Source organism: Natrinema halophilum (genome assembly GCF_013402815.2).
Taxonomy (GTDB): domain Archaea; phylum Halobacteriota; class Halobacteria; order Halobacteriales; family Natrialbaceae; genus Natrinema; species Natrinema halophilum.
Genome location: NZ_CP058601.1, coordinates 2400983 through 2425426, shown reverse-complemented (window position 1 = coordinate 2425426; position 24444 = coordinate 2400983). Strand labels below are relative to the sequence as shown.

At 60.7% G+C, this 24444-nt stretch carries 27 protein-coding genes and 1 pseudogene; 15 read left to right on the top strand and 13 right to left on the bottom strand.

From position 1 onward, the window contains the following. The first annotated feature begins 216 nt into the window (after nucleotides 1-216). Together HYG82_RS32565 and HYG82_RS32560 are read left to right on the top strand one after the other, a co-directional pair. A complete protein-coding gene (locus tag HYG82_RS32565; protein WP_179261206.1) occupies nucleotides 217-2097 on the top strand; it encodes a PAS domain-containing sensor histidine kinase in 1881 nt (626 codons plus the stop codon). A 122-nt stretch (nucleotides 2098-2219) separates the two neighbouring features. After that, on the top strand, nucleotides 2220-2825 hold the full coding sequence (locus HYG82_RS32560) for a riboflavin synthase (protein WP_179261205.1): 606 nt from the start codon (nucleotides 2220-2222) through the stop codon (nucleotides 2823-2825). 167 nt (nucleotides 2826-2992) lie between these two features. Here HYG82_RS32560 and HYG82_RS32555 read toward each other — a convergent pair whose 3' ends face one another. Next, a complete protein-coding gene (locus HYG82_RS32555; protein WP_179261204.1) occupies nucleotides 2993-4021 on the bottom strand; it encodes a PrsW family intramembrane metalloprotease in 1029 nt (342 codons plus the stop codon). Nucleotides 4022-4235: 214 nt separating this feature from the next. Next, on the bottom strand, nucleotides 4236-4661 hold the full coding sequence (locus HYG82_RS32550) for a DUF7522 family protein (protein WP_179261203.1): 426 nt from the start codon (nucleotides 4659-4661) through the stop codon (nucleotides 4236-4238). 212 nt (nucleotides 4662-4873) lie between these two features. Here HYG82_RS32550 and HYG82_RS32545 point away from each other — a divergent pair, with 212 nt between their 5' ends. Then, nucleotides 4874-5251, top strand: coding sequence for a DUF7532 family protein (locus HYG82_RS32545; RefSeq protein WP_179261202.1), 378 nt, complete (start codon nucleotides 4874-4876; stop codon nucleotides 5249-5251). Nucleotides 5252-5336: 85 nt separating this feature from the next. Further along, complete coding sequence (locus HYG82_RS32540; RefSeq protein WP_179261201.1) at nucleotides 5337-6776, top strand: ribonuclease FAU-1 family protein; 1440 nt, start codon at nucleotides 5337-5339, stop codon at nucleotides 6774-6776. 64 nt (nucleotides 6777-6840) lie between these two features. Here the strand turns inward: HYG82_RS32540 and HYG82_RS32535 are convergent. Next, nucleotides 6841-7392 (bottom strand): annotated as a pseudogene (locus HYG82_RS32535) (DUF7509 family protein). Between HYG82_RS32535 and HYG82_RS32530 the strand changes: the two are divergent. Further along, nucleotides 7370-7777: an ArsR/SmtB family transcription factor gene (locus HYG82_RS32530; protein ID WP_179261200.1), complete on the top strand. Its 408-nt coding sequence runs from the start codon at nucleotides 7370-7372 to the stop codon at nucleotides 7775-7777. The pseudogene HYG82_RS32535 and the gene HYG82_RS32530 overlap by 23 nt on opposite strands. A 624-nt stretch (nucleotides 7778-8401) precedes the next feature. On the opposite strand, the gene HYG82_RS32525 is transcribed toward HYG82_RS32530, so the two are convergent. Together HYG82_RS32525 and HYG82_RS32520 are read right to left on the bottom strand one after the other, a co-directional pair. Next, nucleotides 8402-8536, bottom strand: a complete 135-nt coding sequence (locus tag HYG82_RS32525) for a DUF7560 family zinc ribbon protein (protein ID WP_235217674.1) — start codon at nucleotides 8534-8536, stop codon at nucleotides 8402-8404. 199 nt (nucleotides 8537-8735) lie between these two features. Further along, the gene (locus HYG82_RS32520; protein WP_179261199.1) at nucleotides 8736-9395 is read right to left on the bottom strand and encodes a helix-turn-helix domain-containing protein; all 660 of its coding nucleotides are present in this window, start codon (nucleotides 9393-9395) and stop codon (nucleotides 8736-8738) included. Between the two features lie 84 nt (nucleotides 9396-9479). Here HYG82_RS32520 and HYG82_RS32515 point away from each other — a divergent pair, with 84 nt between their 5' ends. Then, nucleotides 9480-10256, top strand: a complete 777-nt coding sequence (locus tag HYG82_RS32515; RefSeq protein WP_179261198.1) for an SDR family oxidoreductase — start codon at nucleotides 9480-9482, stop codon at nucleotides 10254-10256. Nucleotides 10257-10287: 31 nt separating this feature from the next. Here the strand turns inward: HYG82_RS32515 and HYG82_RS32510 are convergent, their stop codons facing one another. Then, nucleotides 10288-10728, bottom strand: coding sequence for a hypothetical protein (locus HYG82_RS32510; RefSeq protein ID WP_179261197.1), 441 nt, complete (start codon nucleotides 10726-10728; stop codon nucleotides 10288-10290). Between the two features lie 107 nt (nucleotides 10729-10835). Between HYG82_RS32510 and HYG82_RS32505 the strand changes: the two genes are divergently transcribed. From HYG82_RS32505 to HYG82_RS32495, 3 genes are all read left to right on the top strand, one after another. Then, nucleotides 10836-11180, top strand: coding sequence for a winged helix-turn-helix domain-containing protein (locus tag HYG82_RS32505; protein ID WP_179261196.1), 345 nt, complete (start codon nucleotides 10836-10838; stop codon nucleotides 11178-11180). A gap of 49 nt (nucleotides 11181-11229) precedes the next feature. Continuing rightward, nucleotides 11230-11553, top strand: coding sequence for a DUF7521 family protein (locus HYG82_RS32500; protein ID WP_179264478.1), 324 nt, complete (start codon nucleotides 11230-11232; stop codon nucleotides 11551-11553). Between the two features lie 188 nt (nucleotides 11554-11741). Further along, nucleotides 11742-12017, top strand: a complete 276-nt coding sequence (locus HYG82_RS32495) for a hypothetical protein (RefSeq protein WP_179261195.1) — start codon at nucleotides 11742-11744, stop codon at nucleotides 12015-12017. A 78-nt stretch (nucleotides 12018-12095) separates the two neighbouring features. Here HYG82_RS32495 and HYG82_RS32490 read toward each other — a convergent pair whose 3' ends face one another. Continuing rightward, the gene (locus HYG82_RS32490; protein ID WP_179261194.1) at nucleotides 12096-13424 is read right to left on the bottom strand and encodes an RNA-guided endonuclease InsQ/TnpB family protein; all 1329 of its coding nucleotides are present in this window, start codon (nucleotides 13422-13424) and stop codon (nucleotides 12096-12098) included. A 173-nt stretch (nucleotides 13425-13597) separates the two neighbouring features. Then, nucleotides 13598-14653: an aldo/keto reductase gene (locus HYG82_RS32485; RefSeq protein ID WP_179261193.1), complete on the bottom strand. Its 1056-nt coding sequence runs from the start codon at nucleotides 14651-14653 to the stop codon at nucleotides 13598-13600. 161 nt (nucleotides 14654-14814) lie between these two features. Between HYG82_RS32485 and HYG82_RS32480 the strand changes: the two genes are divergently transcribed. From HYG82_RS32480 to HYG82_RS32465, 4 genes are all read left to right on the top strand, one after another. Next, a complete protein-coding gene (locus tag HYG82_RS32480) occupies nucleotides 14815-15021 on the top strand; it encodes a hypothetical protein (RefSeq protein ID WP_179261192.1) in 207 nt (68 codons plus the stop codon). Between the two features lie 106 nt (nucleotides 15022-15127). Continuing rightward, complete coding sequence (locus HYG82_RS32475; RefSeq protein ID WP_179261191.1) at nucleotides 15128-16027, top strand: acyltransferase; 900 nt, start codon at nucleotides 15128-15130, stop codon at nucleotides 16025-16027. Nucleotides 16028-16100: 73 nt separating this feature from the next. Continuing rightward, the gene (locus HYG82_RS32470; RefSeq protein WP_179261190.1) at nucleotides 16101-16430 is read left to right on the top strand and encodes a DUF7577 domain-containing protein; all 330 of its coding nucleotides are present in this window, start codon (nucleotides 16101-16103) and stop codon (nucleotides 16428-16430) included. 236 nt (nucleotides 16431-16666) lie between these two features. Next, nucleotides 16667-16981, top strand: a complete 315-nt coding sequence (locus HYG82_RS32465) for a HalOD1 output domain-containing protein (RefSeq protein ID WP_179264476.1) — start codon at nucleotides 16667-16669, stop codon at nucleotides 16979-16981. A 115-nt stretch (nucleotides 16982-17096) separates the two neighbouring features. On the opposite strand, the gene HYG82_RS32460 is transcribed toward HYG82_RS32465, so the two are convergent. Then, nucleotides 17097-17861, bottom strand: coding sequence for a hypothetical protein (locus HYG82_RS32460; RefSeq protein ID WP_179261189.1), 765 nt, complete (start codon nucleotides 17859-17861; stop codon nucleotides 17097-17099). Between the two features lie 554 nt (nucleotides 17862-18415). Here HYG82_RS32460 and thsB point away from each other — a divergent pair. Then, nucleotides 18416-20095 carry a thermosome subunit beta gene (gene thsB, locus HYG82_RS32455; RefSeq protein ID WP_235217672.1) on the top strand — a complete coding sequence of 560 codons (1680 nt, stop codon included), beginning with the start codon at nucleotides 18416-18418 and terminating at the stop codon, nucleotides 20093-20095. Nucleotides 20096-20212: 117 nt separating this feature from the next. On the opposite strand, the gene HYG82_RS32450 is transcribed toward thsB, so the two are convergent. The 4 genes from HYG82_RS32450 to lrp form a co-directional block, all read right to left on the bottom strand. Beyond that, complete coding sequence (locus HYG82_RS32450) at nucleotides 20213-20458, bottom strand: hypothetical protein (protein WP_179261188.1); 246 nt, start codon at nucleotides 20456-20458, stop codon at nucleotides 20213-20215. Between the two features lie 9 nt (nucleotides 20459-20467). Then, entirely contained in the window at nucleotides 20468-21739 is a 1272-nt protein-coding gene (locus HYG82_RS32445) for a chymotrypsin family serine protease (protein WP_179261187.1), read from the bottom strand. A 306-nt stretch (nucleotides 21740-22045) separates the two neighbouring features. After that, nucleotides 22046-22234, bottom strand: coding sequence for a hypothetical protein (locus HYG82_RS32440; protein ID WP_179261186.1), 189 nt, complete (start codon nucleotides 22232-22234; stop codon nucleotides 22046-22048). A gap of 196 nt (nucleotides 22235-22430) precedes the next feature. After that, a complete protein-coding gene (gene lrp, locus HYG82_RS32435) occupies nucleotides 22431-22895 on the bottom strand; it encodes an HTH-type transcriptional regulator Lrp (protein WP_179261185.1) in 465 nt (154 codons plus the stop codon). Between the two features lie 126 nt (nucleotides 22896-23021). Here lrp and glnA point away from each other — a divergent pair, with 126 nt between their 5' ends. Beyond that, nucleotides 23022-24377, top strand: coding sequence for a type I glutamate--ammonia ligase (gene glnA / locus HYG82_RS32430; RefSeq protein ID WP_179261184.1), 1356 nt, complete (start codon nucleotides 23022-23024; stop codon nucleotides 24375-24377). Nucleotides 24378-24444: the final 67 nt, after the last annotated feature.

The following is a 24444-nucleotide window of genomic DNA, read 5'->3' as shown; positions in this document are numbered from 1 at the left end:
TGGCCTGAGATGAACTCGAGTTACCATCCACCTCAATATTTGACGGATGACACTTTTGATAATTCGTTTTGGATATTCGATCTAAACTGTTATATTCCCATCAGAATAACTCGCCAATCTTTCGTTTTCGTCGGACATGGCGGATCGATTACTAAAAGTTTAAACGGGATTGCACACCGTAATTCGATACCGACCTGAGCGCGGCGAACCCACGATATGTCTCGACAATCCCGACAATCTCGACATCGATACGAAGCGATCTGTGAAGCATCGCCCGATGCGATCGTCCTTGTCGATACCGAGGGCCGGATCACCTACGCGAACGGACGAGTCACGGATCTGTTTGGGTACGAACCGGATGAACTCCTCGGAGACCCAATCGAGATTCTCGTGCCGGAATCGTCCAGCGCCATGCACGTCGACAAGCGGAATCGATACATCGACGATCCCGAAACTCGCCCGATGGGGGCGAATCTCGATCTATTCGGCCGCCGGAAGGACGGGTCACTGATTCCGATCGATATAAGTCTCAGTCCGATCGAAAGCGATAGCGGTCTCGAGGTTATGGCCGCGGTTCGAGACATCAGCAAGCAGTACGCGCTCCGGATGAAATATCAGACGATCCTCGAGGCGGTTCCGGATGCGGTCGTCGTAGCGGACGCGACGACCGGCGAGATCGTCGAGATAAACGAACAGGTCACCGACCTTCTGGGATACGAGACGGAAGAACTCGTTGGAGAGCGCCAGTCGGTCCTTCACCCGACGACGGAAGATGACCGGTATCGGCGCCTCTTCGAGCAATACATCACAGCCGAGCAGTCGATACTCACGCAGTTCCCGGACGGCTCAGATATCTACGTCGAAACCAAAGACGGTGGGCGAATTCCGGTCGAAATCAACGCACACGTATTCGAGTTACAGGAGCGCCAGTTGATCGCGGGCGTCTTCCGCGAAGTGACGGCCCGAAAGGAGTACGAACGACAACTCCACGCGCTTCACGAGGCGACGCGTCGACTGATGCGAGCGGACGACCGGGAAGAAATCGCACGTCTCGTCGCCGACTCGGCGAAGACCATACTCGGATATAGTAGCAACGTCGTCCGGCTCGTGAACGATGAAATGCACCTGCATCCGGTCGCCGTGACCGATCAGGCGAAAGCGGACATGGGGGACCGCCCGGACTATCCGACCAACGGTGAGAATCCCGTGAGCCGTGCGTACGAGAGCGGTGAACTTCACCGGTACGATGACGTCCGCGAGATCGAGGACGGCTACGACCGTGGCAACGTCCGTTCCGCACTCTATCTCCCGATGGGGGACCACGGGGTAATCAGCATCGTCGATCCCAAAGCCGGCGCGTTCGATCGGTCAGACGACGAACTCGCGTCGATTCTGTCGCTGAACGCGGAAATCGCCCTGAACAGGCTCGCATACGAACGTTCCCTCGAGCGGCAGAACGACCGACTCGACGACTTCGCGAGCATCCTGGCACACGACCTTCGAAACCCCCTCAACGTGGCCTACGCGTTGTTAGAAGACGCTCGAGCAGGCCACACGGTCGCGGAACTCGACGAGATGGAGACCGTTCTCGATCGGATGACGGGGATCATCGACGACGTGCTGACGATGGTTCGAGGCGGCTACGACGTCGACGCCGTCGAACCGCTGGTGCTCAGTACTCTCGTCACGGAGTGCTGGGAGACCGTGGCAACCGCGGATGCGACGCTCCGAGTCGATTTTGATGGCGTCATCTACGCGGATTCGAGCCGGATCCGAAACGTGTTCGAGAACCTGTTTCGCAATGCAATCGAACACGGTGGCACGGATGTCTCCGTCTCCGTCGGGGTCGTCGAAGACGGCTTTTACGTCGCCGACGACGGGCCCGGGATCCCCGAAGCAGAGCGCGATCGGGTGCTGGAACCGGGCTGGACCACGACCGAAGACGGAACGGGACTCGGGCTAAACATCGTCCTCGAAATCGCACAGGCCCACGGCTGGGATGTCTCCGTCTCAGAAAGCGAAGCCGGCGGTGCTCGATTCGACTTTACCGGAGTTCGAACCGCCGTCTACGACGGGTCTTTCGACATCGAGACGTAGTCTCCAAGCGGTGTCGGTTCCGACTCCGTGGGTCCCCCATGGCACCCTCTCTGTCGGTACCGTGACCGGCGGGCGCGTCTGAACCCGGAACCGCTTTCCTTCGTCGGCCGTCACCTGGACCTATGTTCACTGGAATCGTCGAAGAGACCGGCGAAATCGTCGCTCGAGAGCAGACCGAGGACGGGCTTCGACTGCGAATCGGGGCCGACGACGTTGCACGAGGGCTCGAACACGGACAGAGCATCAGCGTTAGCGGCGTGTGTCTGACGGTCGAACAGTATGCGGACGGCGAGTGGTTCGACGTCTTTCTGGCAACCGAAACGGTCGAGCGGACCTACCTGGGCGATCTCCAGACGGGTGCCACGGTCAACGTCGAGCGGGCGATGCCGGCCGACGGCCGGTTCGACGGCCACGTCGTCCAGGGTCACGTCGACGCGGTTGCCACAGTCACCGACGTCGAGTCGGTCGACGAGGACTGGGTTTTCGAGTTCGACCTTCCGGAAGGGTACGAGCGCTACGTCGTCGAGAAGGGATCGATCACGCTCGACGGCATCAGCTTGACCGTCGCCGACCGTGATCCGGACCGCGGTCGGGTGACCGTGGCAATCATCCCGACGACCTATCAGTTAACGACGCTCTCGGAGAAATCACCCGGCGATCCCGTCCACCTCGAGGTCGATGTTCTGGCAAAGTACGTCGAACGACTGCTCGAGGCGCGTTTCGACTGAGGTTGAATCCGAACCGCCGAAGTCGTCATCGGGCGTCGGGTCGCGGGCCGCTCGTGAGCCGACGAACCCGATCGAAGCGCAGGTCTACGAAAGTCAGCCGATCGATACCGGTGACGGGCACGAAGACGACCGAACTGACGCGACCGTGATGAATCGATTGCAGTTCCCTAGTCCCGGCGGCGGTTCGGTGGGTCGAACTCTGTCACCTCCGACTGCGAGACCTCTTCGTCGCCCCTGACGGCGCGATACGTGTCGCGGTAGCGGGAGATCTTCCGGTAGAGATAGTAGCCGATCGTCAGGTCGTAGACGACCACGTAGACGACGAACGCGACACCGAAGCCGAGGGGAAGGAGATCGGCGAGGATGGTCGGGACGAAGCCGACCGTCACGTTGTACGTTCCGTGGACGAACGCCGCAACGAGCAGCCCCTTGAGAATGATCGGGCCCGCGTAGTTGCGATTGAACTTCGCCAACCCGAGATAGTAGCCTGCGATCGCGGAATAAATGACGTGACCGGGTCCGGCAAGCGCCCGAACCGTCGCGATCCCGCTCGCGGCGAGGAACAGATTCCCCTCGGGGGGTGCTTGTCCAATGTCTCGGCTGATGTAGAGTACGTTTTCGATGGCCGCGAATCCCAGCCCTGCGACGGCGCCGTACACTGCACCGTCGATGACGGCGTTGAAACTGTCGCTTCGATAGGCGAACGACTGGACGGCGAGTAACTTGACCGTCTCTTCGATGGGGCCGACTATCAGGTAGAAGTACAGAATGCTGCCGCCGATGCTGACACCGAACAGCGTCTGCGTAGACGAGTTAACGAGGGCCGCAAACGTCGCGAACAGCACCGCAAGCAGAAAGGTGACGACGAGCAACGAGAGCGGTTCGCTCGTCGTTATATCCGCATACCAGATGTAGGCCGCGAGCAAAGCTGCGGGGACGATCGAGAGGCCGAAAAAGAAAGCGACGAACGGATCTTCGAGGACGACTGCGGCAGGTGAGACCAGTAAAACGAGGGTAATTCCGAGCGCGAAAAGCAAGATAGCCGCCCGAAATCCGTATCTACCGACCTTGTAGAGTGCGTATGCGAGTCGATCCAGGATCGATCTCGGTTCCCACGTCGAGACGTCGTAAAGATCGGTCGACCCGTCGCCGTTTCGCTCCTCTGCTCGTTCGATCGGGTCGTGCCTGCGCTGCATGGTCGTCCGTACGATTTCCTGCCCGGTATAGGTTCGGCCACTGACGACTCGAGCGCTGCTTCAAGACGGGCTGTCGCGTCTCGAGGGGCGGCCGTTCCGGTCTGCAGACAGATGTACTGCCCATCCGCGCGATGCCGAACGGACGGAAATTCCGATACTGGAGCGCTTCGGTCATCGGATCGCACATCCGAAAGTTCTTCGTCGCGGTTCGTCGCTACTCGCCACGTAACAGTTCTTGAACAGCGATGGCTGCGTCTTCGAATGCGTTTGCGTCCATACTGTCGATCGTCAGCAGGACACCGGACCCGCCCTGGAGCACTCGAAGGACGAAGCCGTCGTCGTGGAACCGGACGGTAAACTCATACTCGCCGATGTTCGACCCGGCGTCTCCGTGACCGAGCGCCGTCCGGACCGGTCCCTCCGCGAACCCGACCTGTTCTAACTCGACCAACTGTGCTTTGGCTCGCCGAGCATCGTCCACCGAGTCGTAGAGGTCCTGTCGGAGGTACAGGATGTCGAAGTCCGACGGTGTGAAGTAGATCGTGCTCCGAAGAGTGTCCCCGAGACTGGTCCGTGCGGCACTTGCGATACCAGTGGCCAACTCTTCGATGATTTCCGTCCTGTACGGTTCGTCTATCATGAGCCATGTTGGCGGCTCTCGGTATCAAACGTTTCGCCTACAGTGACGGCGACTGGAAACGGTTCGGCCGGTCGATTCCGCTCTTGCGGGCGGTCGACGGTCGTCGACCGCGCCGCTTACACCGTTTGCGACGGCTGTCAGTCGAGGTGTATCTATAGTAGTGGTGGCTCGAACACGGAATCGTCAAAGGCCTGCCGACCCAATCGGCGCGTATGCACTTCGATCAGCGAACGCAGCAGGCGCTTCGCGATGTCGGCCTCGAGACCGACGATCTCCGGGCCGCCTCCGAGGCCGTCGTCGAGGCCGTTCAGGCGGATGCGGCAGCGCTCGAGGCGTTCTTCGACGAACACGACACCGTCTACTCCGATATGGATATGGCCCATTCGAGCGCCGAGTATCCGGAACACGCCGTCGACTACGCCGACATCACGACCCACGGCGACGAGATGCGCGGCTGGCTCCGGTTCGATACGTGGGGGGTCTACGTCGAGGACGGCCGGATTCTGGACGACGAATACGTCGAACTCTCCCTCGGGCCGACGATCAACGACCGGATTCGGTTCGCCGCCGACCGGGACACGATGCAATGATCACCGCGGTCGAGACGAGGCTCGGGTCGATCGAGCGGGGTCCACGACAGGATAGAGAGGGATCGCAGCAGGGGGAGGCCCGGCGATGACGAGGGCACGAGTCCGAGGCATATACACGACGGCCGTCACCCAGCTGCTGGCGGAGAACGATTGCGAGGTCGTGCAGGCGTCCGAGCCGATCCGCGACCGGTTCGACCGATCGTTCGACGCCGCGCCGGCCGACGTTTCGGTCGAGACGACCCGCGACCGACAGGGCGTCGCGGTTTCGGGCGCAGCCGATGCGGTCGAGGTAGTTGCGACCGAACTCGAGGCGCTCGCGATCGACTCGTTCCGTTGGCCGACCGACGTCGCTCGCGGGGCGGTGTTTGACGCGGAAGTGCTCGAGGCTGGGGGCGGCGGCGGTGCCGTCGTCGACCTCGGCGAGGGCCGCCGCGGATTCCTGAACTACGACGACGTCGACGGCTACGTGGACGATGGGAACCGATATCGAGTCCAGGTCCACGAGCCCGCGCCGCCGTGGGATGACGACCGGCCGCTCGTCCGACCGACCCTCGAGATCCATGGCGGTCTGTGTACCCTTTCGCGCGGTCGGAGCGGCGTTACGGCGGCGCTTCGCGGTGACCGAGCCGAGGAACTCGTCGGTATGACGGATCTCCTCTCGGTCGACGTTCCGGACGACTGGGGAATACGCTGGCAGCACGCGGCGGCCGACGCGGACCTCGGAGCGATGGAAACTGCCCTCGAGGATGCTGCGGATCGGGCGCAATCGCTCGAGGACGCGCTCGCCGATGCATCGGCCGAACCGAGCGGACCGGCTCTGCTCGCTGCACCGGAGACGACAGCGTGGTGCTGGTTCGGCCGGGAGTCACGATTCGCACTGGACGGCGTTCGACGGCGGGTCGAAACGACGATGCCGGGACATCACCGGACGAAAGCTGCGGATCGAGCGGCGAGCGCGGCGGTCGACTTCGCCGAAACCGTTTGCGGGTCGTTCGGAACGAACGGCGGCGATGTCGACTCAGAATTCCCGTTTGGGACGGTGGCTCGCCAGTTCGGCCCGACGGGCGGCGATCGGCTCGAGATCGGTCACGGCAAACCCGACGGACGGCTCGTCTCCCTCGGACGCGGCACCGTAACCGACTGGAATCCAGCGGGGAACGTGACCCTCGAGCGCTCGATGCGCGGTGGCGGCCAGTACGACGCGCTCGGCGTCCCCAAGGAGGCGGGTGACGTCGCCGTAACGAAGTTCCGCGAAGGCCGATGGTGGTACCCGACGACGTACAAGGCGGCTGACGGGACGTCGAAAGGAACCTACGTCAACGTCTGTACGCCGGTCGAACTGTTTCCGGACGCCGTACGATACGTCGATCTCTATGTCGACGTTATTCGTGGCGCCGATGGGGCAGTGGACGTCGTCGATAGGGACGATCTCGATGACGCCGTCGATGATGGCCTCGTTTCCGAGGAGCTAGCCGAGAAAGCGACCAGCGTTGCGGAGGCTGTCGAACGCGCCCTCTCGAAGTGACGTCATGTCCGTTCAGCAGGCCGTCCGCTCTCGGAACGTTCTCGACGAATCTGACTCGAACCGGTTACTCGCGAGAGTCGAGCGTACCGAACTGTTCGCGATTCATTGTAGTTACGACGAACCGTCTCACCGTGTCGACCAATTCGTCTGCCGTCTCGTACGTTTCGATTCGGAGGTCTCATCTGGTTCGCGCTGACCGGATCATCTCGCTGGTGACGTTCGCTTCGTGTACGAAGACGATCCTCTCGCCGTGTGTGTCAGCCACGTTCTCGAGGATACTCCCCGCTTCTTCACCGACCCCGAAATTGTGTCCGAGGAACGGAACGACGAATACCGTCGCATTCGAGTGACGAGCGTATTTGATCCTTTGCGTCACGGCATCGACCTGCTCCGTGTCGACATCGACGTCGACTGCGAGAAACGCGTTCACTCCCGGATCTGTCCGAAGATGGCCTTGAACACGCCTGAGTAGCGCTTTCGCTTCGTCTATCGCGTCTTCGTTCTGGAAGAGTTTTCGAAAATAAAAGGTAGTGTTTTCAGCGAATGCTGGCTCGACAACGGCTAAAAGCTGAGAGCGAGTATCGCGAGACAAGATGGGGACGAAACGTACCAGGATCGCCGACGACGTTCCGGACGACCCGAACGAATTCCTCCCAGAGATGAGCGTTCTCTCCCTCGACGAGTATCTCGACATGCAGGCTGCGATCGGGAACCGGACGCGCTTCGAGATCGTGTACCGGCTCTCTCATACCGGTGAGATGACGGCCACCGAGCTCGATGCAGTGATGGATGTCGACGATAGCACGCTTCACTACCACCTCAACGAACTCCGCGACGTGGGGCTGATCGAGAAACGCGTCCGAACGGAACGGGACGGCGACGGACTGTATGCATACTACCGAGCGACGGTTCTCGGTGACGGTATCCTCGAAGACGGTGTCGAAGAACTCCTGCGCCGTGAACGGGCCTTTCTGGACACGTACGATAGCAGCCGCAACTGACTCGAGCGCAGGTGCTTGCTCGAGCGTGGATGCGGACTCGAGTTCTATCTTTAAACAGCGAGAGAATCCCGCCGGTTACGGCGTTGACGTGACGCGAAGCGTCTCGTTCGCACACCAGAACGCATAGCGTTCTGGGGACGGGCGTGAATCGAGTACTCTCATTAAATTTTTATCGAATTGGAACGAAAGGTACGCCACGAGGCGGTACATCCGCCCCCATGTCGGGACAATCGGACAATATCGGGATTCCGTCCGCATTCATTGGGAGTATCCTGCCAAGAGAACGAGTCGGATACCGACGGAAAACAAGCAAGATACTCCCGAATCCCGTGTGGGATAGGGATAACGGGGGCGTGGCACTCCCAGTATATCGTCGGTGTACGAACCCGAGGTTCCCAAATCAACCGCGTGCGGTGCGGTGGGAAGCCCCGTCGTCGTCGGGCGACGCCCGACTGCCTGAGGGACCGACGGTCCCTCTCCGTTTACGGCGGGGAGGATGTCACACTGACCGCTCCATTTCGCTTACGTTTTGCCGTCGCACTCGTTTCAGCGGTCCGTTCTCAGGGTATGATTCTGTTTTTCTGGCCGTTCAGGGTCCCCGTATAGCGACGATTCGACAGCCGCTCACATCGCGAAGTTGTCGGAGGTCACCGATCGCCCACAGACGGGGCACCCGTTCGCCAGCGTTGCCTCGCGCATCGGTCCCGTGACGGGGATCTCTCGACCACAATCCGGGCACGTGAATTCGTACGGTTTCATTGGTCTCGGGAGGGGATTCCTCAGTTACTCTATGGTCTCTCTTCGCATAGGGGGGGTACCCAGATATAGAGGGACGTATATATGGCCTCGCGGTCACCTCCGGTCCCGTGCTGTCCTCGATTTCAACGCGGCTGGACTGGGTGGCGGCGATTTCGTGCCGGTTTCCGTCCACCGACGGGGCTGTCGACGAACGTAACGCTCATCCCGTCAGGACCGAGCGGAGGAGTTTGGATTCCGCCTTTCGCAGGTGTTCGGCGGCCGTACTCGGAGCACAGTCGATCGCAGTCGCGACTGCTTCGTGATTCGCCTCACGAGGTATCTCGTAGTACCCGAGGTCGAACGCCGCGTCGATCGCCTCGCGCTGGCGCTCGCTCAACAGCGACTCGAGGACGCCGGGCGTCGCCGCCAGACCGCCGATCTCGGCTATCGTCACCGCGATCGGATCCGGAATCTCCTCGAGTGCGGTCTGGATCGCGTCCGACGGGCCGAACGCCGAGTACGAGACGGTGCCGTCGCGTTCGTACTCGATCGGCGGGATGACGACGATCGGCGTTCGCGTGACCGCGTCGAAGAGTTCTCGCATCGGCTCGTTCGTCGCGTCCCGTATGTAGACGTAGAACGCGTCGTCACCGGCCGACGTGAGTTCGTACGCCAGCACTTCGGGAATCGACTCCATCGCCGCCACGAACGGCTCGCGGTCGCCGACGACGTAGTGCATGATACCGAGTTCGTCGCCGGCGACGTTCCAGTGCATCGCCGTCGCTCGTTCGACGTACGACGCATTCGCGAGGACGTCGTACATCGGGTGTATCTCGGCTTCGCGGCCGTTCGCGTCGAGCGTGACCCGAACGTGTTTCATGAGACATCTGTCTCCCTCGTTGACTTAAACCCCACAGACGAATCCGGCACGTATGCTTACCTACTTCGGATCGAAATTCCCGCTATGACCACTCGAACGCTTCTCACGGGCGCGACCGGGACGCTCGGGACGGCGTTGCGTCCTCGATTATGCGATGCGGGACACGACGTTCGCGCGGCGAGTCGCTCACCCCCGGCTGGCGACGATGACGACGTCTCGTGGACTGCTCTAGATCTGATCGACGGAACGGGCGTCCGAGCCGCGCTCGAGAACGTCGATGTCGTCGTCCACGCGGCCAGCGCGCCTCGCGGGGATAGCGAGGCCGTCGACGTCCGCGGCACCGAGCGACTACTCGAGGCAGCCGCCGATGCCGCGGTTTCGAACTTCGTGTACGTCTCGATCGTCGGCATCGACGACATTCCGTACTCGTACTACGAGCACAAGCTGGCGGCCGAGCGGGCCGTCGAGGCGAGCCAGGTACCGTCGACGATCCGCCGCATCACGCAGTTCCACCCGTTCGTCGGCGAGCTGCTCGAGATGGTATCGCGACTACCTATCTGGCCGTTACCGACGGCGTTTCGGCTCCAGCCGATCGACGTCGGGGAAGCGGCGGATGCAGTCGTCGAGTGTGCGACGACGGAACCACGCGGTCGCACGCCCGACGTCGGCGGTCCCGAAGTGCGAACGGTCGGCGATCTCGCACGGAGCTACCGCGGGGCGAAGGGATTGCGACGGCCGGTCGTCCGAGTACCGCTTCCGGGGTCGATCGCCGCCGGGTTCCGCGCCGGCGAGGCGACCTGTCCGGATCGAGCCGACGGAACGGTGACGTGGGACGAGTGGGCCGAATCCCGGTTCGAGTGATCGCTGCGACCCGCGCCGTTCGGGCTCGTCCTCACAGGAGATTCGCGACGACGAACGCCAGCTGTCCAACGAGGAGCGCTATCAGGGTCGCCAGTACGCACAGTTCGTACAGCCCGCGGGTGTAATCGGGGTCGAACGCGACGGAACGCTCGAGGCCCAGCGCGAGCCCCCGCAATCCGAGATACATCAGTGCGATGAGCACCGGAAACGCCGCCAGCGCGAGCGGCGTCGGCGCGTACTCGGGGCCGTAGTACGCGCCGACGCTCCAGCGGATGCGGACGCTGTCTCCGAGTGCCTGGGCCGACGCGAGACTCACCGCAGCACTGGTGAGTACGACGAGTAGCCCGCCACCGCCGGTCGGGCGGAGCCGACCGCCGGTGGAACTCGTCCACAGCGCCCCCGCCCGCGACGTTCCGAGACGAATTCGTTCGACAAACCGTTCGAGCGCATCCGACAGGTGATGCCGTGTCATCGTCTATCGGGACCGACGGGACGTGGGAGAAAAAACCGGCTGGCACAACTGCAGCACCTGCAGTGGCGAAAATCCCTTTATGTGCGTTCTCTGTACACACGGAAACCGTGAGTGAGGAGGTCGACGTCGAAACGATCGGGGCCTTGCTCGAGGACCCGACGGTGCGGACGATCCTCACCCAGACGAGCCAGGAACCCATGACAGCGAACACCTTGAGCGATCACTGCGACGCGTCCAAACCCACGGTGTATCGACGGCTGGAGGACCTCCGCGAATGCGGACTCCTCATCGAGCGGACCAAACCCGACCCCAACCGGGGTCACCACCGGACCGTTTACGCGACGAATCTGGAACGAATCACGGTCGAACTCGGGGACGACGGATTGTCACTCCACCTCGACCGTCGCGAAGATATCGCTGATCGGTTTACGAAACTAATCGAGGGGATGTGACGTGAGGTCGACGCCACTGCCCGACCTTGGACCCGTGTCACTTTCTGATCTGGGACCGCCGCCGCTCCAGCTCTGGGACGCGTCGCTGCCGCCGGAGTGGATCGCGACGTTCGTCCAGGCGACTGACGTCCTGAGCGCGCTCATCGGATTGTTCATCGCGTATCAGGCCTATCGTGGCTACCGGCGAAACGACAGTCGGCCGATGCTGTTTATCGCCGTGGGGTTTGCGCTTGCGCTCGCCGTGCCATTCCTGTTATTGTTGCTCTATGTAGCACTGCCGTTCGTTTCGGAACCGATCGCCGCCGTTCTCGGCCAGTGCAGCCAGGTGACCGGTCTACTCACTATCCTGTATGCGCTCCGAATGCCGTCGTAGCTCTGTCTGCCGGTATAGCGTGGCGTAGCTGGCCGTCGTGAGGAGCGAAAGTAGCGTGAGACACAGTGGGAGCGCATACCCGCGCCTTTCGGTGCAGGAGGACGTCAATACGCGTTTCCCGGAGCGGGTTTGGTCCACTGTACAGTTCATGGCGAACGGTTATACTGTGCTACTATCTACCACTGCAAATGGGCTCGCTGAACGACGAAATGGCTGACGTTCGGTCGGACGTCGACCACGTCCGGACACAACTCAGAGAGGACGTTCCGGACTTCTTCGGCTTCGACGTTGCTGTCGGTAACATCACGTACAACGCAAACAGTAATAGCGTCTCCGTAACCGTCGAGCCGAGTTCTCGAGCACGAGAGCAACTGTCGGACGAACTCGGCGGTGTGAACGTAAAGACGGATGGGAAACTCGAGTTCGAGTTCCGGCTTACGGAAACGTCGTCAGAGTCGGTGTGACATCCTCCTCGCCGTGAACGGAGAGGGATCGAAGATCCCTCAGGCAGTCGGGCAGAGCCCGACGACGGCGAGGCTTCCCTACCGCAGTTGGGATATTTGTGGTTTGCAGCTGCTCGCTTGTTCAGCGAACGTCCCCTGTCCACGACTATGGTCGTATTCTCCACGACGGAACAGGTTGACTACTGGACGTGCCACACGCCCGCTACTCCTATCCTCTGTAGATCGAGGATTCAGAGTTACCTTTTCTGCTTGGTCTAACCGACACCGAATGTTCTCCGCACCATTCGAATCGGCGTTCATCACGGCCTCACACTCACGACAGACGTATAAGCCTCGCTCAACACGGTTGGCGTCTCGTTTCTGCCCACAACGCGAACACGTCTTCGACGTGTCTCGCTCGCTCACTATGACCACAGTGATACCTTCGGCTTTCGCCTTGTATGTGAGTAAGTTCGTGAAGCGGTCGAACGCCCATCCGTGCAAGCCTTCGTTGCCACGGTCGCCCCAGTTCCGAGCCTCACCAGTCTCGTCGTCTTCGCGGATGCCTTCGAGGTTGCCGACAGCAATTGTCCCAACACCTCGTTCAACACACTCTGCAACGATGTGTTTCGTGACGGCGTGTAAGTAGTGTGACCGACGCTTAGAACGCTTCTTGCGGAGTCTCAAGGCATTGTTCGAGCGAGATGAGTTGCACTTCGCAATCTCCTTAGCGAAGTACCGTTCGTCGGTCTTGAGAGCGTTCCCCGGATACAACTCGTGGTCGCCCGTAGAATACGAGACGGCGGCGAAGTTTGAGATACCGAGGTCAATGCCAGCAGTTTCGTCGCCGGGAGATTCGGCCTCGATTTCGTGTTTGCACACGATGTGAAGTTCCCATTCGCCTTTAGAATCGTTCCAGACTGCTTTCACTTGGCCAACGTTCTCGATCGTCACGTCTGGTCGGGTTTCAATCTCACAGAGGATGAAGTCTGACCAGTGTTCTTTCAGATTTCGACCTTTAGAGAGTCGAATCCGATTATTCTTTGCGTCGTGTTTGAACCCGTCTTCTTTGAACGTAACTGTCGATCGTGGGTGATCGTCGCCGTTCTTCCGATACTTCGGTGGGTTTGCGCGGTCGTCCCCGTTTCGGCGTTTAGCATACCAACCACTGAACGCTTCAGCGAGTTCTTCTATGACTCGCTGACTCGACTGAGAATTACGGTCGGCATAGCGTTCGTGATTCTTCAGATATGCCTTGAGTGGGCCATCCTCAGGGATTGTCCCTGTTTCACCCCAGATGCGGTCACACGTCCAGCGTGCGATGTTCCAGAGCTTTGCGGCGGCAAACCCAAGCGAGTCCAGATCACTCTGCACCTGTTGCTGGTTGCGAATGGTAGCAACATAGGTGTGAGTGACCTGAATCGCCATACATAGTCTATGTAGACAATCCTACTTAATAGTGCGGATTGGTATTAAATATCCGGCCTGCCATCGACGGTGGTGTGTGAATGAGTCGTCGGATTCACGCCCGGCGTAAACGCCGGGATTCTCTCCTTGAAAAAGATAGGTCAGATGACTGCTTGATTCGAATCCGGGACCGATCAGTCGGCCGTGAGTTTGTCCAGACCGGCCGATTCGATGTCCTCGCCGCTGACTGACGAGCGCAGCGCGTCCATCCCGTCGTCCCGGTCGATGTCGAAGTCGGTTTCGTACAGTTCCGTGACGCGGGCCATCTCTTCGTCAGAAAGCTTCGGCACGTCACTGGCGGCCGCCCACTCGTCTATGTCGGCTTTCGTGCGGAACGTCGGCGTTACGCTGGCGACCGGGTCGTGTGAGAGCAACCACGCGATAGCCGCTTGCCCCATCGTCCGCTCGCCGTCTCGCTCGAGGAAGCGGAGTTTCTCGAGTTTCTCCCAGCCCGTCTCGTACCATTCGTCGGGACGGAAGCCGCGGTGATCGCCCTCGCCGAGTTCGGTATCGGGGGTGACCTGCTCGTTGAGGATGCCCGACGAGTGAGGAACGCGGGGAATGAGGCTCGTCGAGGAACCCGTTCGTTCGATCGTCTCGAGGAAGTGATTTCCGACTTCTTGCTCGAGGACGTTCCAGACGAGTTGGACGGAATCGAATTCTTCTTCGATCGCGAAGTCGCCTTCGGCGAGCCAACCGATTGAGGGGCCGAGCGCGAGTCCCGTGGCGTCGATCGTGCCTTCCGCTTCGAGTTCGTCCAGCAACTCGAGGACGGCAGGCGTAATTTCTTCGACGTTGGCGTTGTGAAGCTGGAGGACGTCGATAGAGTCCATTCCGAGCCGGTCCAGGCTCTTCTCGACGGCGTCTCGGAGATAGTCGGGGTCGACCTCCTTGGGTAGTTCGCCGTGGCCGGCCTGTGGGTTGGTGTAGAAGTCGTAGCCGACTTTCGTGGCGACGGTGACCTCGTCGCGGACTTCCGACAGCGCCTGACCGAGTAATTCCTCGCTTCGGCCGTGGCCGTAGACGTCGCCCGTGTCGAAGTAGGTGATTCCCTGATCGACGGCGTACCGGACCATTTCGAGGGCGTCCTCTTCGGATCGATCGCCCCACCAGTCGGTACCGACGACCCACGCGCCGAAGCCAACCTCACTGACGCCGACGCCGGATTCGCCGAGTTCGCTGTATTGCATACTCGCCCCTTCGGAGCGGGGGAACTTATGGTGTACGGAACGCTCGAACGGGCGATCCGAACCCGTTCGGGAATCGGACTGGGGACGGGTCCTGGCCTGATCCGGATTGGGGCCACGGTTCAAGTCGAACCGCTCTTTGACTCCGCCGAACAGTGATGCGTATGGACGAGTCCCGTCAGCGGAACCTCCCCCTGTTCGCCGTCGTCGCGTTCGTAGCGGTCGTCGGTTTCGGCGTCGCGTTGCTGGACCTCCCGCGGGACCGCATTACGGGTGGGGCGGTCGTGCTCGGTGTCGCACTGGTCGGCCTCGCGCTCGTGTTACCCGCGCTAATTCTTTCCGAGTGGCAGTCAGCGGACGAGAAAGAGTAACACCGATTAGCTACTAATCGGTTCACGTAACGTGCATGCCAGTGGGACCGGCAATCTCGACCACACAACCGAACCACTATCAACTCGGCGGACTATACTCCGCTGTATGACAAAGCGGTACATCTCGCTCCCCAACGAGGCGGAGGCGGGGATGCGCGAGTTCATCGACGAAGTCGACCGACGGTTGTCGAGCGACGAGGACACCTGTTCGGTCGTCGAGGACGTTCTGATCGACCTCTCGGGGGATCGGGAAGCCTACGAACGGTGGCAAAACGGCGCGTCGGCCACGCCGGCTGAGCGCGTTCGTCTCCAGAGTTACGATCCATGTAACACGACTCTCGAGAGCGAATATTACGCCGAAAAAGACGAAGAGAAGTTCCGAACGTCCAAACATCTCCAGTGGCTCTGGCGTCAGTTCGACAGTCTACCGATCGCGGATAACGTCGAATTTGCGCTGCGGTTCCGGCGGATGCTCGCGGACTACCTGTTCGAAGACTGTGGCGAAAACTGTCGGTTTTTCAAAGGCATTTCGTTCACGTACGGCCACAACATAACGATCGGCGACAACGTCGTCGTCCACGACGACGTCCACCTGGACGATCGGGGTAAACTGACCATCGGCGATCGGGTGTCGATCTCGGACGGCGTTCACATCTACAGTCACGATCACGACGTCGTCGACCAGACCGAGGTCAGAAATTATCACACCATCGTCGAAGACGACGTCAGACTCACCTACGACTCGATGGTCCGCGCGGGAAACAAGGTCGGTGAAAACGCGATCGTCGGCGCGCGTGGCATCGTCCAGCACGACATCCCGCCCCATCATATCGCGGTCGGCATGCCCGCAAACAGCGTCAAGATCAAACCCGGATGGGAAGACGTTGCTATTCCTGTCGAGGAAGCCGGCGTCAACCGACAGGAGCAACGCCACCTCGAGTACGAACTTCCCGAGGACCTCGCGGTCTTCGACGAATTCCAGCGCGATTTTCACTCATCCCGATAGTCACCGTTTCGTGATTCTCATCGAATCGTAATGCGGGGAATACCCAAGTGCCTCGAGAACGTATCTCACACCGATGGAGCTCTGGGGCTGGCTCATCGGTTACGTGGCGTTGTTTGCCCTGCTTCACCTGTTACTGTATTATCTGTACGCCCGTCGCGACGATGGCGACAACGATCGCACGCCATCGTTTGCCGACCCTAACCGCGCCAGCATTCGGTCGGCACCCGGTTCTGACCGTTTTCAGCGATCTGCCGACGAGGTCGGTGACGCTGATCCAGGGAGCGACGGCCGTGACCTCGAGGGAGGGAGCGAGTCGATACGCTGTCCCCACTGTGGAGCACCCAACGCGACTGACCAGACGTTTACGTACTGCTGGAACTGCATCTCCGGGCTCCGGCAGTGAGCGCCACTCGGTGATACCGGTGTCGCGTCTCACCCACGTGTTCGACCGAGGTCTGTCGAGTGGTGAGCGTGGGTCAGCAAGGCAGACCGCAGCCGACGGATATTCACGATTCGTTCCCTTTTCGGTGAAATTCACCAATACTGACGAGAGAGCACCGCTCAATCTGACGAATTGGTCCGGTAAGCAACGATTACGCTTTTGGTGTTCAAACAGAGATGGATAGAAGACGAACCGTTATGACCGGATATGCATCCCCTGCCTCGCAGTCTCGCTCTCCATCCGTGTATCGCGCCACGCACGACCCGACGGGCCCGGCCACGCTCAGTACGACTGTCATTCACGCGCTGGCTGATTGTATGGGTGTGGACGTAACCGACAGCCGCGTCTCGCTTTACGATTCCGTCGATCCTGACGCTCTCGACAAACTCTTCCGGCCGCGCCACGACGGCACGCCGCGGTCGGGCGCGACGCTTTCGTTCCACGTCAACGGATACCACGTCCGCGTCAGCGGTACCGGCGAGATCGTGATCGAACCGCCTGCCCGCCGCTAACCGCACTCGTTTTCTCCGGGCACGCTGACTATCGCCGGCCCTGACGACCCAACGACGTTTATCTTCACGCCGACCGGTAACCGCGCGACGGAACGCGGTCCGTGCGTCCCGATTTTCACTCGTCGCTTCGCTCTGAGAGCCCCGTTACGAGTCGCTCGAGGTGATCGACGCCGGCGACGGCGACGACGTCACCCGGTTCCGAACGAATCTCCTCGAGACGGCCGACCATACAGCGCTCGCGCGTCTCGTCTCGGTACGCCAGTGCACTTCCGTCGGTATCGACACTTCCCAGTAATGCCTGTACGCCGGCGACGTGCGAGCGCTCGTGTGCGGCTTGTCGTTCCGGCGAATCGTCGACGTCGCAGTCGTACTCGATCGGGTCGTCCGGGGCGACAGTCATCGAGGTTGCGTGCGTCATCGTCGCGGCGACACGGCAGGCGAGGGCTTCGCGCGTTGCACCCCCGAGACTCGAGATGACGCGTCGAGCCGTTCCGGGAGAGACGCGATCGGCTACCAGTCGAGTAAGGAGCTCTCGGAGGAACGACCAGTTCGGTGCGTCGATGCCCACGTGATCCGCATCCGGAGCCGCACGGATCGCGGCGCTCATCTCGCCGCCGAAACGCGGCGGTGTCGAGCCGTCGGCGTCGCCGTTACGAGCGTAGACCCGGTACAGCGGCAGCGCTGCCGGTGGGAGCTCGAGCGCGAGCGTTTTCGGCTCGACGCGCTCGAGAACGTGCTGGACGCGGGCGATACTTGCGGGGTGATCGTGGACGACGCCGAGGAGAACGAGGTCGCCCGCCATACCCGGAAGCCGGCGGCAGAACTGAGCAGTGATTCGGGGATCGTCGAACGTTTCGGAAAATGGCGGAGACTCGGCCATTGATCGAGTGGTAATACGTGACTACCGTCATAACTCTTCCGTTGCGTTGACTCGGCACCGAGTCAACGATTGTCTCGGTGGCCGCCTCTGTCATGGCGTACACTGCAGACGGAACTCGCCGATTCAGTTCTCGCCTGTCTCGTTATCATATCGTTTCATCGATCCATGCGTTGGTTGGCCTGACGTTCAGTCTAACTTGGTTGCTCCTCTCCGTTGCGCTTTGCATCGGTAAGACTAATCAACGCACCCAGTTGCGATTGGACTACCAGTTGTGACCAGTCTGCGTTGCTGACAATCTCTCCATCGGCACCCGTCGTCGGCGGCGCAAAGAGAGCGCGGTGTCGGACCGACAGCGTGTTTCGTATACCATTATAAAAAGAGCCTCTTCCTGTTGGACTGTGAACTATTGGCGTTCGAAATCTACCGCCGCAAACCGACGAAATTGTCCCGCATTGCCACGGTTTCTCTCCGACGATGACTGTTCGATCGCTCGACGCTGGTCGAGGTGATAGAGAAATATTTATATAGAATCACAATCAATCATCCATCCGACTATGAGTCAGCGAATGCAGCAGGGTCAGCCGATGATCGTAATGAGCGAGGACTCCCAGCGCGTCAAGGACAAGGACGCGCAGGATTACAACATCAGTGCCGCCCGTGCGGTCGCTGAAGCCGTCCGGTCGACGCTCGGCCCGAAGGGAATGGACAAAATGCTCGTCGATTCCATGGGATCGGTGACCATCACCAACGATGGCGTCACCATCCTCAAAGAGATGGACATCGACAATCCCACGGCCGAGATGATCATCGAGGTTGCCGAAACACAGGAAGACGAAGCGGGAGACGGAACCACGACGGCCGTCGCGATCGCCGGTGAACTCCTGAAAAACGCCGAGGACCTTCTCGAACAGGACATTCACCCGACGGCGATCATCAAAGGCTTCCACCTCGCCAGCGAGCAGGCCCGCGAGGAGATCGACGACATCGCGACCAACATCGACACGGACGACGAAGAGCTGCTTCGCAAGACAGCCGAAACCTCGATGACCGGCAAGGGGACCGAGGTCAACAAGGAATACCTCGCCGAACTCATCGTCGAGGCGATCCGACAGGTCACCGTCGTCGACGATGAAGGCGAGAACGTCGTCGACCTCGAGTTCCTCAACATCGAAACCCAGACCGGAAGCAGTGCCGGCGAATCCGAACTGCTCGTGGGCGGTATCGTGGACAAAGACCCCGTCCACGACAATATGCCCACCGAAGCCACTGACGCAGACATCCTCCTTCTGAACGAGGCTATCGAGGTCGAGGAGACCGACGTCGATACCGAAGTCTCCGTGACCGACCCGGACCAGCTCCAGAAGTTCCTCGACCGAGAGGAAAAGCAGCTCCGCGAGAAGGTCGATCACATCGCCGACACGGGCGCCGACGTCGTCTTCTGTCAGAAGGGCATCGACGATCTCGCCCAGCACTACCTCGCCAAAGAGGGTATCCTCGCGGTGCGCCGAGCCAAGAAGAGCGACCTGGAATTCCTCTCGGAGGTCATCGGCGCGTCGGTCGTCTCCGACCTCGAGAGCGCGACCGAGGCCGACCTCGGCTTCGGCGACGTCACCCGCGACGACGAAGACGAACTCTTCTACGTCGAGGGCGAGGACGCACACGGCGTCACGCTCTTGCTTCGCGGCTCGACCGATCACGTCGTCGACGAACTCGAGCGCGGAGTCAACGATGCACTCGACGTCGTCGCCCAGACCGTCTCCGACGGCCGCGTTCTCGCTGGCGGCGGTGCAATCGAGGTCGAACTCGCTTCGCGACTGCGCGACTACGCCGACTCCGTTTCCGGTCGCGAGCAACTGGCAGTCGAAGCGTTCGCCGACTCGTTCGAACTCGTTCCGCGCGTCCTCGCCGGGAACGCCGGGCTCGACTCCATCGATACGCTGGTCGACCTGCGAGCAGCCCACGACGATGATGACGTTACGGCGGGCCTGAACGTCTTCTCGGGCGACGTCGAGGACACCTTCGAGGCCGGCGTCGTCGAACCGGCCCACGCCAAAGAGCAGGCCGTCACCTCCGCCGCCGAAGCGGCCAACCTCGTCCTCAAAATCGACGACATCATCTCCGCCGGTGACCTGTCGACCGACAAGGGCGACGACGAGGAAGGCGGTCCCGGTGGCGCCCCTGGCGGCATGGGCGGCATGGGCGGCATGGGCGGCGGCATGGGCGGCATGATGTAAGATCGGTTCGGCGCAACCGCTTTCTGCCGTTCGCACCACCGCTAAAAACACGGCCCGCGATCGGAGCGTCAGTGCGGATTGTCGAGCACCCGACGCGCGACGCTCCACTGAGGCCGCCTACATCGATCCCGGCGGTCCGAATTCCCGGGGCGCCGTGACGACATTCTCACGGTCGCCGGTGGGGAGTTCGGTCGCCGTCTGCTCGTTCTGCCGATTCGGCTGGTATTCCGTCGGCGGCGGCACGACCGTTCCCGACGGCGAGTCCTCCGGCGGCTGTACATCAGCTTGCCGTTCCTCCGTCTCCGCCGATTCGGTGGCGACGTCGACGGCCTCCGTCTCGTGGGTCGATATTGTTATTTCCATCGTGTGTCACTACCGTCTGACGGCGTATTTGACGTCACAGTCCACCGATGCGTTGGTTCGTTTATTCTGTATGCGAACCCGGTAGTAGACGCCGCTGGTTGTCTTGTACGCCGACTCGACCGAACTACTCACCCATCCACCCGCCGTTTCGGGAATCGCATCGAAATCGACGCTGTAGCGGTCGTGCCAGGGGCCGCTCCACCGGTAGGCCGACTGCCCGGCGTTGAGGCTCATGGAGAACGCGGTCCCTGTGATCCGCATATCGTCCGGGTCGACCAGTTCTCTCCCGGTCATCGGCTCGAGGCGGCCGTGGAACTGCTGGACGGCGTCCATCGGTATTCCGAGCGTCAGACTGCTACTTCCGGCGAACAGAAGACTCGACCCGTAGAACCCGTCGGGCCGCTCGACGCCGATGAGGCTTCCGCTGTCGCCGCCGGACGCGATCGGCTCGAAGACGTCGAGTCCGACGAACCGGGCAGTCCCGTGCTTGAACCCCACGTTGAACGTGGCGTTGCGGGCGGTGCACTTGCCGTTCGTCACCGAGGTCGTCCGGCCGCTTTTCGTGTGCCGTTCCCCGATCTCTGCGTCGGTGAACGCCCGGAGGTCCGAACCGAGTTCGAAGATATCCGACTGGAGGTGATCCGGTCTGACCTCGACGAGGGCGCTGTCGGTCGTGTTGTTCCCGCTCGTCGAAATCTCGCTAAATTCGACGAGGGTGCCGATCACGTCGCTCGAACTGCCGCCATCGTACGTGCCGGGCTGATACACGTCGTCGCCGTCGCTCGCGTCTCCGCTATCAGCGGCCACGTGTGAATTCGTGAGGAAAACGGTTCGCCCGTCGGTCGTCCGCAACGGTGGCGTTCCAAGCGTCCCAGCGGTTACGTCCGGGTGACCGACGGAGACGCCGGCCGGTGCCGGTCGCCACTTCTCCTTTCTCGAGAGGCTCGGCGGAATCGCTTCGAGTTCCGGTTCCGCTTCGGCCATCTCCATCGGCGGCTCCGACGGCCGCATCGCCTGCTCGAGCATCTTTACGTCTCCGGACTCCTGAACGTCGATCTTGTAGGTTTCGTCGTCGATATCGAGCTCCTTGGGCAGGATGTCTTCGTCGGCCAGCTCTTCTTCGGGGCGCTTTTCTTCGACGTAGACGACGATCGCTTCTCGATCCGTGATCCCCTCTTCCCGAGTTTGCTTTAGCCCGAACGCGGTTCCGGTTACATTTTCGGTCGATTCGAGGTCCTCTCGGACCGAGTCTGGGATTTCCATTGTGTCAATCTGTGCCATGTGTTGTACCTCCTTCACATATAGTCGTCAGCCGATACCGACCGTCTCCCGTCTCCGGCTATTTCCCGTCTCCGGCAGTGTGCGTACACCTAGCACTCATAAAAATATATCCGTAAGTAATATTATTTGCTTATCAGCAGCGGGTGACCATTCGCTTTCGCGGAATACGATCGGCTACCATGTTCGCCGATGCACCACCGACGACTCAGTGTTCTCCCGGTCACCGTAACGCACCGGACGGAAAATCTTGCGTCCCGATCGGTCGCAGTCAGGTCACTCGTGTGGTCGCTATCGACCGGTTCGTCGTCACCCGTTGATCGGCTCGAGGTCGGCTTCGCGAACGTGGAATTCGACCAGCGGCGTCGACATGCTCGTTACAACGAACCACAATTCGTCTCCGTGTTGGTATTCATCAGTGACCATCGCATTTTCGCCCGGCAACGGTGGGCGTGCTTTCTGGGGCTGTGCGGACTGCGTCTCGGAACTGTCGTCCATTCTGTCCTCCCTTTTCGGCGGCGAGATTGTCAACGCTTCGGCTTCGCAAGCAGGCCGTTTGCGAGTCACGGAGGCTGAACAGTCTGTTGACTCATCAAAATCAGTCGGCCGGAAACCGCCACTACGAGACGGGACATCGCGCCGAGAAGTACGATCAGTATCCGCGTTCGGTTCCGTCTCTGACTACCATTTCGATTCAGTCGTTCTCCTCGACTTCGAGTTCGAACTGCTCGTTTTCGCTTACGGCGTTGAGAACGACGCTCGTGTTCGAGGCCTTGATGTCAGGGTCGGTCAGCAACTGTTTGATCTGGTCGTTCATTCCATCTGTATCCGTGAACTTCCCGATGGCGATTACGTCGTAGTCGCCGGTGACCTCGTAGACGCTGGTCATCTGGCGGTGATCGCGTAGCGTGTCGGTGACGTCGGGTAACGCGTTCCCCTCGACCTGAAGCTGGATAATCGCGGTCACGTCGTACCCGACCGCATCGTAATCGACTTTCGGCGTGTAGCCGTCGATCACACCCTGTTCCTCGAGAGCGGAAAGGTGGTTCGAGACGGTCGTAACCGAAACATCCAGTTCTTCGGCGAGGCTGCGAAGGCTCGCTCGGCCATCGCCGAGAAGTGCATTTACTAGTTTTGCATCGAGATTTTCATACGTCATCACATCTACCCTCTCACCGGAGCCTTTAGAACTTTACGAATATGCACTTTCCTACGAGAGATGGAAGAATTGCATGGAGCAGTAGTGTTTTAGTAGCAGAGTTACGAGGATAGCACGACGAGAAAGATGACAAGCGGAAACCTCTCTGAAACGGAACAGGCGGTACTCGACGAAATCGAGGAAAAGGACGTCGACTTCCTCAGACTGCAGTTTACGGACATTCTGGGGACGGTCAAGAACGTCTCCGTACCGGCCCGCCAGGCCGAGAAGGCGTTTACGGAAGGGATCTACTTCGACGGGTCGTCTATCGAAGGGTTCGTTCGGATTCAAGAATCGGACATGCGACTCAAGCCCGATCCGGACACCTTCGCAATTCTCCCGTGGCGCCAGAAAGAAGAGAGCGCAGCCGCCCGAATGATCTGTGACGTCTACGATACCTCCACTGACAGGCCGTTCGAGGGCGATCCGCGTCGCGTCCTCAAAAACGCCCTCGAGCGCGCTCACGAGATGGGTTATACGGTCAACGCCGCGCCCGAACCCGAGTTCTTCCTCTTCCAGGAAGACGAGGAGGGTCGCGCGACGGTCGAGACCAACGACGCCGGCGGCTATTTCGACCTCGCACCGAAAGATCTCGCGTCGGACGTCCGCCGCGACATCATCTACGGGCTCGAAAGCATGGGCTTCGAGGTCGAGGCCAGCCACCACGAAGTCGCCGAGGGCCAGCACGAAATCAACTTCACCTACGACGATGCGCTGACGACCGCCGACAACGTCGGCACCTTCCGCACCGTCGTTCGGGCGATCGCCGCACAGCACGACTTGCACGCGACGTTCATGCCCAAGCCGATCCCGCGAATCAACGGCTCGGGAATGCACACGCACATCTCGCTGTTCACCGAAGACGGCGAGAACGCGTTCCACGACGAGGACGACGAGTTCAACCTGAGCGAGGAGGCCCACGCCTTCACCGCGGGGATCCTCGAGCACGCGCCCGCAATTACGGCGATCGCGAATCCGACGGTCAACAGCTACAAGCGATTGGTTCCGGGGTACGAGGCGCCGGTTTACGTCGCCTGGTCCGACCGGAACCGCTCTGCGCTGATCCGCAAGCCTGCAGCGCGTACTCCCGCGGCTTCGCGCGTGGAACTGCGCTCGCCCGATCCGTCCTGTAACCCCTACCTCGCGCTCGCCGTCATGATCCACGCCGGACTCGACGGGATCGAGAAGAACCTCGAGTGTCCGGACCCCGTCCGCGAGAACATCTACGACTTCGACGAGGAGAAGCGAGAAGAGTACGGGATCGACACGCTCCCGTCGAACCTCGGGCAGGCGGTCGACGCTCTCGAAGAAGACGAAGCGATCTACAGCGCACTTGGCGATCACGTCAGTTCGAAGTTCGTCGAAGCCAAGCGCCAGGAGTTCCAGGACTACCTGGTCGACGTCTCCGAGTGGGAGCTCGACCGCTACCTCGAGACGTTCTGAGCCACTGGACGGAGGGTCGATCCACAGCTTCGTTTTTGGTGCCGACTGCCGACTGTTGCCGACTGCC

What these genes read in the sequence shown, in the direction of transcription:
- HYG82_RS32465 (WP_179264476.1), top strand. Translation starts at nt 16,667, where the DNA reads ATGACCGGATATGCATCCCCTGCCTCGCAGTCTCGCTCTCCATCCGTG.
- HYG82_RS32510 (WP_179261197.1), bottom strand. Translation starts at nt 10,728, where the DNA reads ATGACACGGCATCACCTGTCGGATGCGCTCGAACGGTTTGTCGAACGA.
- HYG82_RS32475 (WP_179261191.1), top strand. Translation starts at nt 15,128, where the DNA reads ATGACAAAGCGGTACATCTCGCTCCCCAACGAGGCGGAGGCGGGGATG.
- HYG82_RS32530 (WP_179261200.1), top strand. Translation starts at nt 7,370, where the DNA reads ATGGGGACGAAACGTACCAGGATCGCCGACGACGTTCCGGACGACCCG.
- HYG82_RS32440 (WP_179261186.1), bottom strand. Translation starts at nt 22,234, where the DNA reads ATGGACGACAGTTCCGAGACGCAGTCCGCACAGCCCCAGAAAGCACGC.
- HYG82_RS32560 (WP_179261205.1), top strand. Translation starts at nt 2,220, where the DNA reads ATGTTCACTGGAATCGTCGAAGAGACCGGCGAAATCGTCGCTCGAGAG.
- thsB (WP_235217672.1), top strand. Translation starts at nt 18,416, where the DNA reads ATGAGTCAGCGAATGCAGCAGGGTCAGCCGATGATCGTAATGAGCGAG.
- HYG82_RS32480 (WP_179261192.1), top strand. Translation starts at nt 14,815, where the DNA reads ATGGACGAGTCCCGTCAGCGGAACCTCCCCCTGTTCGCCGTCGTCGCG.
- HYG82_RS32540 (WP_179261201.1), top strand. Translation starts at nt 5,337, where the DNA reads ATGACGAGGGCACGAGTCCGAGGCATATACACGACGGCCGTCACCCAG.
- HYG82_RS32495 (WP_179261195.1), top strand. Translation starts at nt 11,742, where the DNA reads ATGGGCTCGCTGAACGACGAAATGGCTGACGTTCGGTCGGACGTCGAC.
- HYG82_RS32490 (WP_179261194.1), bottom strand. Translation starts at nt 13,424, where the DNA reads ATGGCGATTCAGGTCACTCACACCTATGTTGCTACCATTCGCAACCAG.
- HYG82_RS32520 (WP_179261199.1), bottom strand. Translation starts at nt 9,395, where the DNA reads ATGAAACACGTTCGGGTCACGCTCGACGCGAACGGCCGCGAAGCCGAG.
- HYG82_RS32450 (WP_179261188.1), bottom strand. Translation starts at nt 20,458, where the DNA reads ATGGAAATAACAATATCGACCCACGAGACGGAGGCCGTCGACGTCGCC.
- HYG82_RS32485 (WP_179261193.1), bottom strand. Translation starts at nt 14,653, where the DNA reads ATGCAATACAGCGAACTCGGCGAATCCGGCGTCGGCGTCAGTGAGGTT.
- HYG82_RS32445 (WP_179261187.1), bottom strand. Translation starts at nt 21,739, where the DNA reads ATGGCACAGATTGACACAATGGAAATCCCAGACTCGGTCCGAGAGGAC.
- HYG82_RS32515 (WP_179261198.1), top strand. Translation starts at nt 9,480, where the DNA reads ATGACCACTCGAACGCTTCTCACGGGCGCGACCGGGACGCTCGGGACG.
- HYG82_RS32545 (WP_179261202.1), top strand. Translation starts at nt 4,874, where the DNA reads ATGCACTTCGATCAGCGAACGCAGCAGGCGCTTCGCGATGTCGGCCTC.
- HYG82_RS32460 (WP_179261189.1), bottom strand. Translation starts at nt 17,861, where the DNA reads ATGGCCGAGTCTCCGCCATTTTCCGAAACGTTCGACGATCCCCGAATC.
- HYG82_RS32550 (WP_179261203.1), bottom strand. Translation starts at nt 4,661, where the DNA reads ATGATAGACGAACCGTACAGGACGGAAATCATCGAAGAGTTGGCCACT.
- HYG82_RS32525 (WP_235217674.1), bottom strand. Translation starts at nt 8,536, where the DNA reads ATGAAACCGTACGAATTCACGTGCCCGGATTGTGGTCGAGAGATCCCC.
- glnA (WP_179261184.1), top strand. Translation starts at nt 23,022, where the DNA reads ATGACAAGCGGAAACCTCTCTGAAACGGAACAGGCGGTACTCGACGAA.
- HYG82_RS32470 (WP_179261190.1), top strand. Translation starts at nt 16,101, where the DNA reads ATGGAGCTCTGGGGCTGGCTCATCGGTTACGTGGCGTTGTTTGCCCTG.
- HYG82_RS32565 (WP_179261206.1), top strand. Translation starts at nt 217, where the DNA reads ATGTCTCGACAATCCCGACAATCTCGACATCGATACGAAGCGATCTGT.
- HYG82_RS32555 (WP_179261204.1), bottom strand. Translation starts at nt 4,021, where the DNA reads ATGCAGCGCAGGCACGACCCGATCGAACGAGCAGAGGAGCGAAACGGC.
- lrp (WP_179261185.1), bottom strand. Translation starts at nt 22,895, where the DNA reads ATGACGTATGAAAATCTCGATGCAAAACTAGTAAATGCACTTCTCGGC.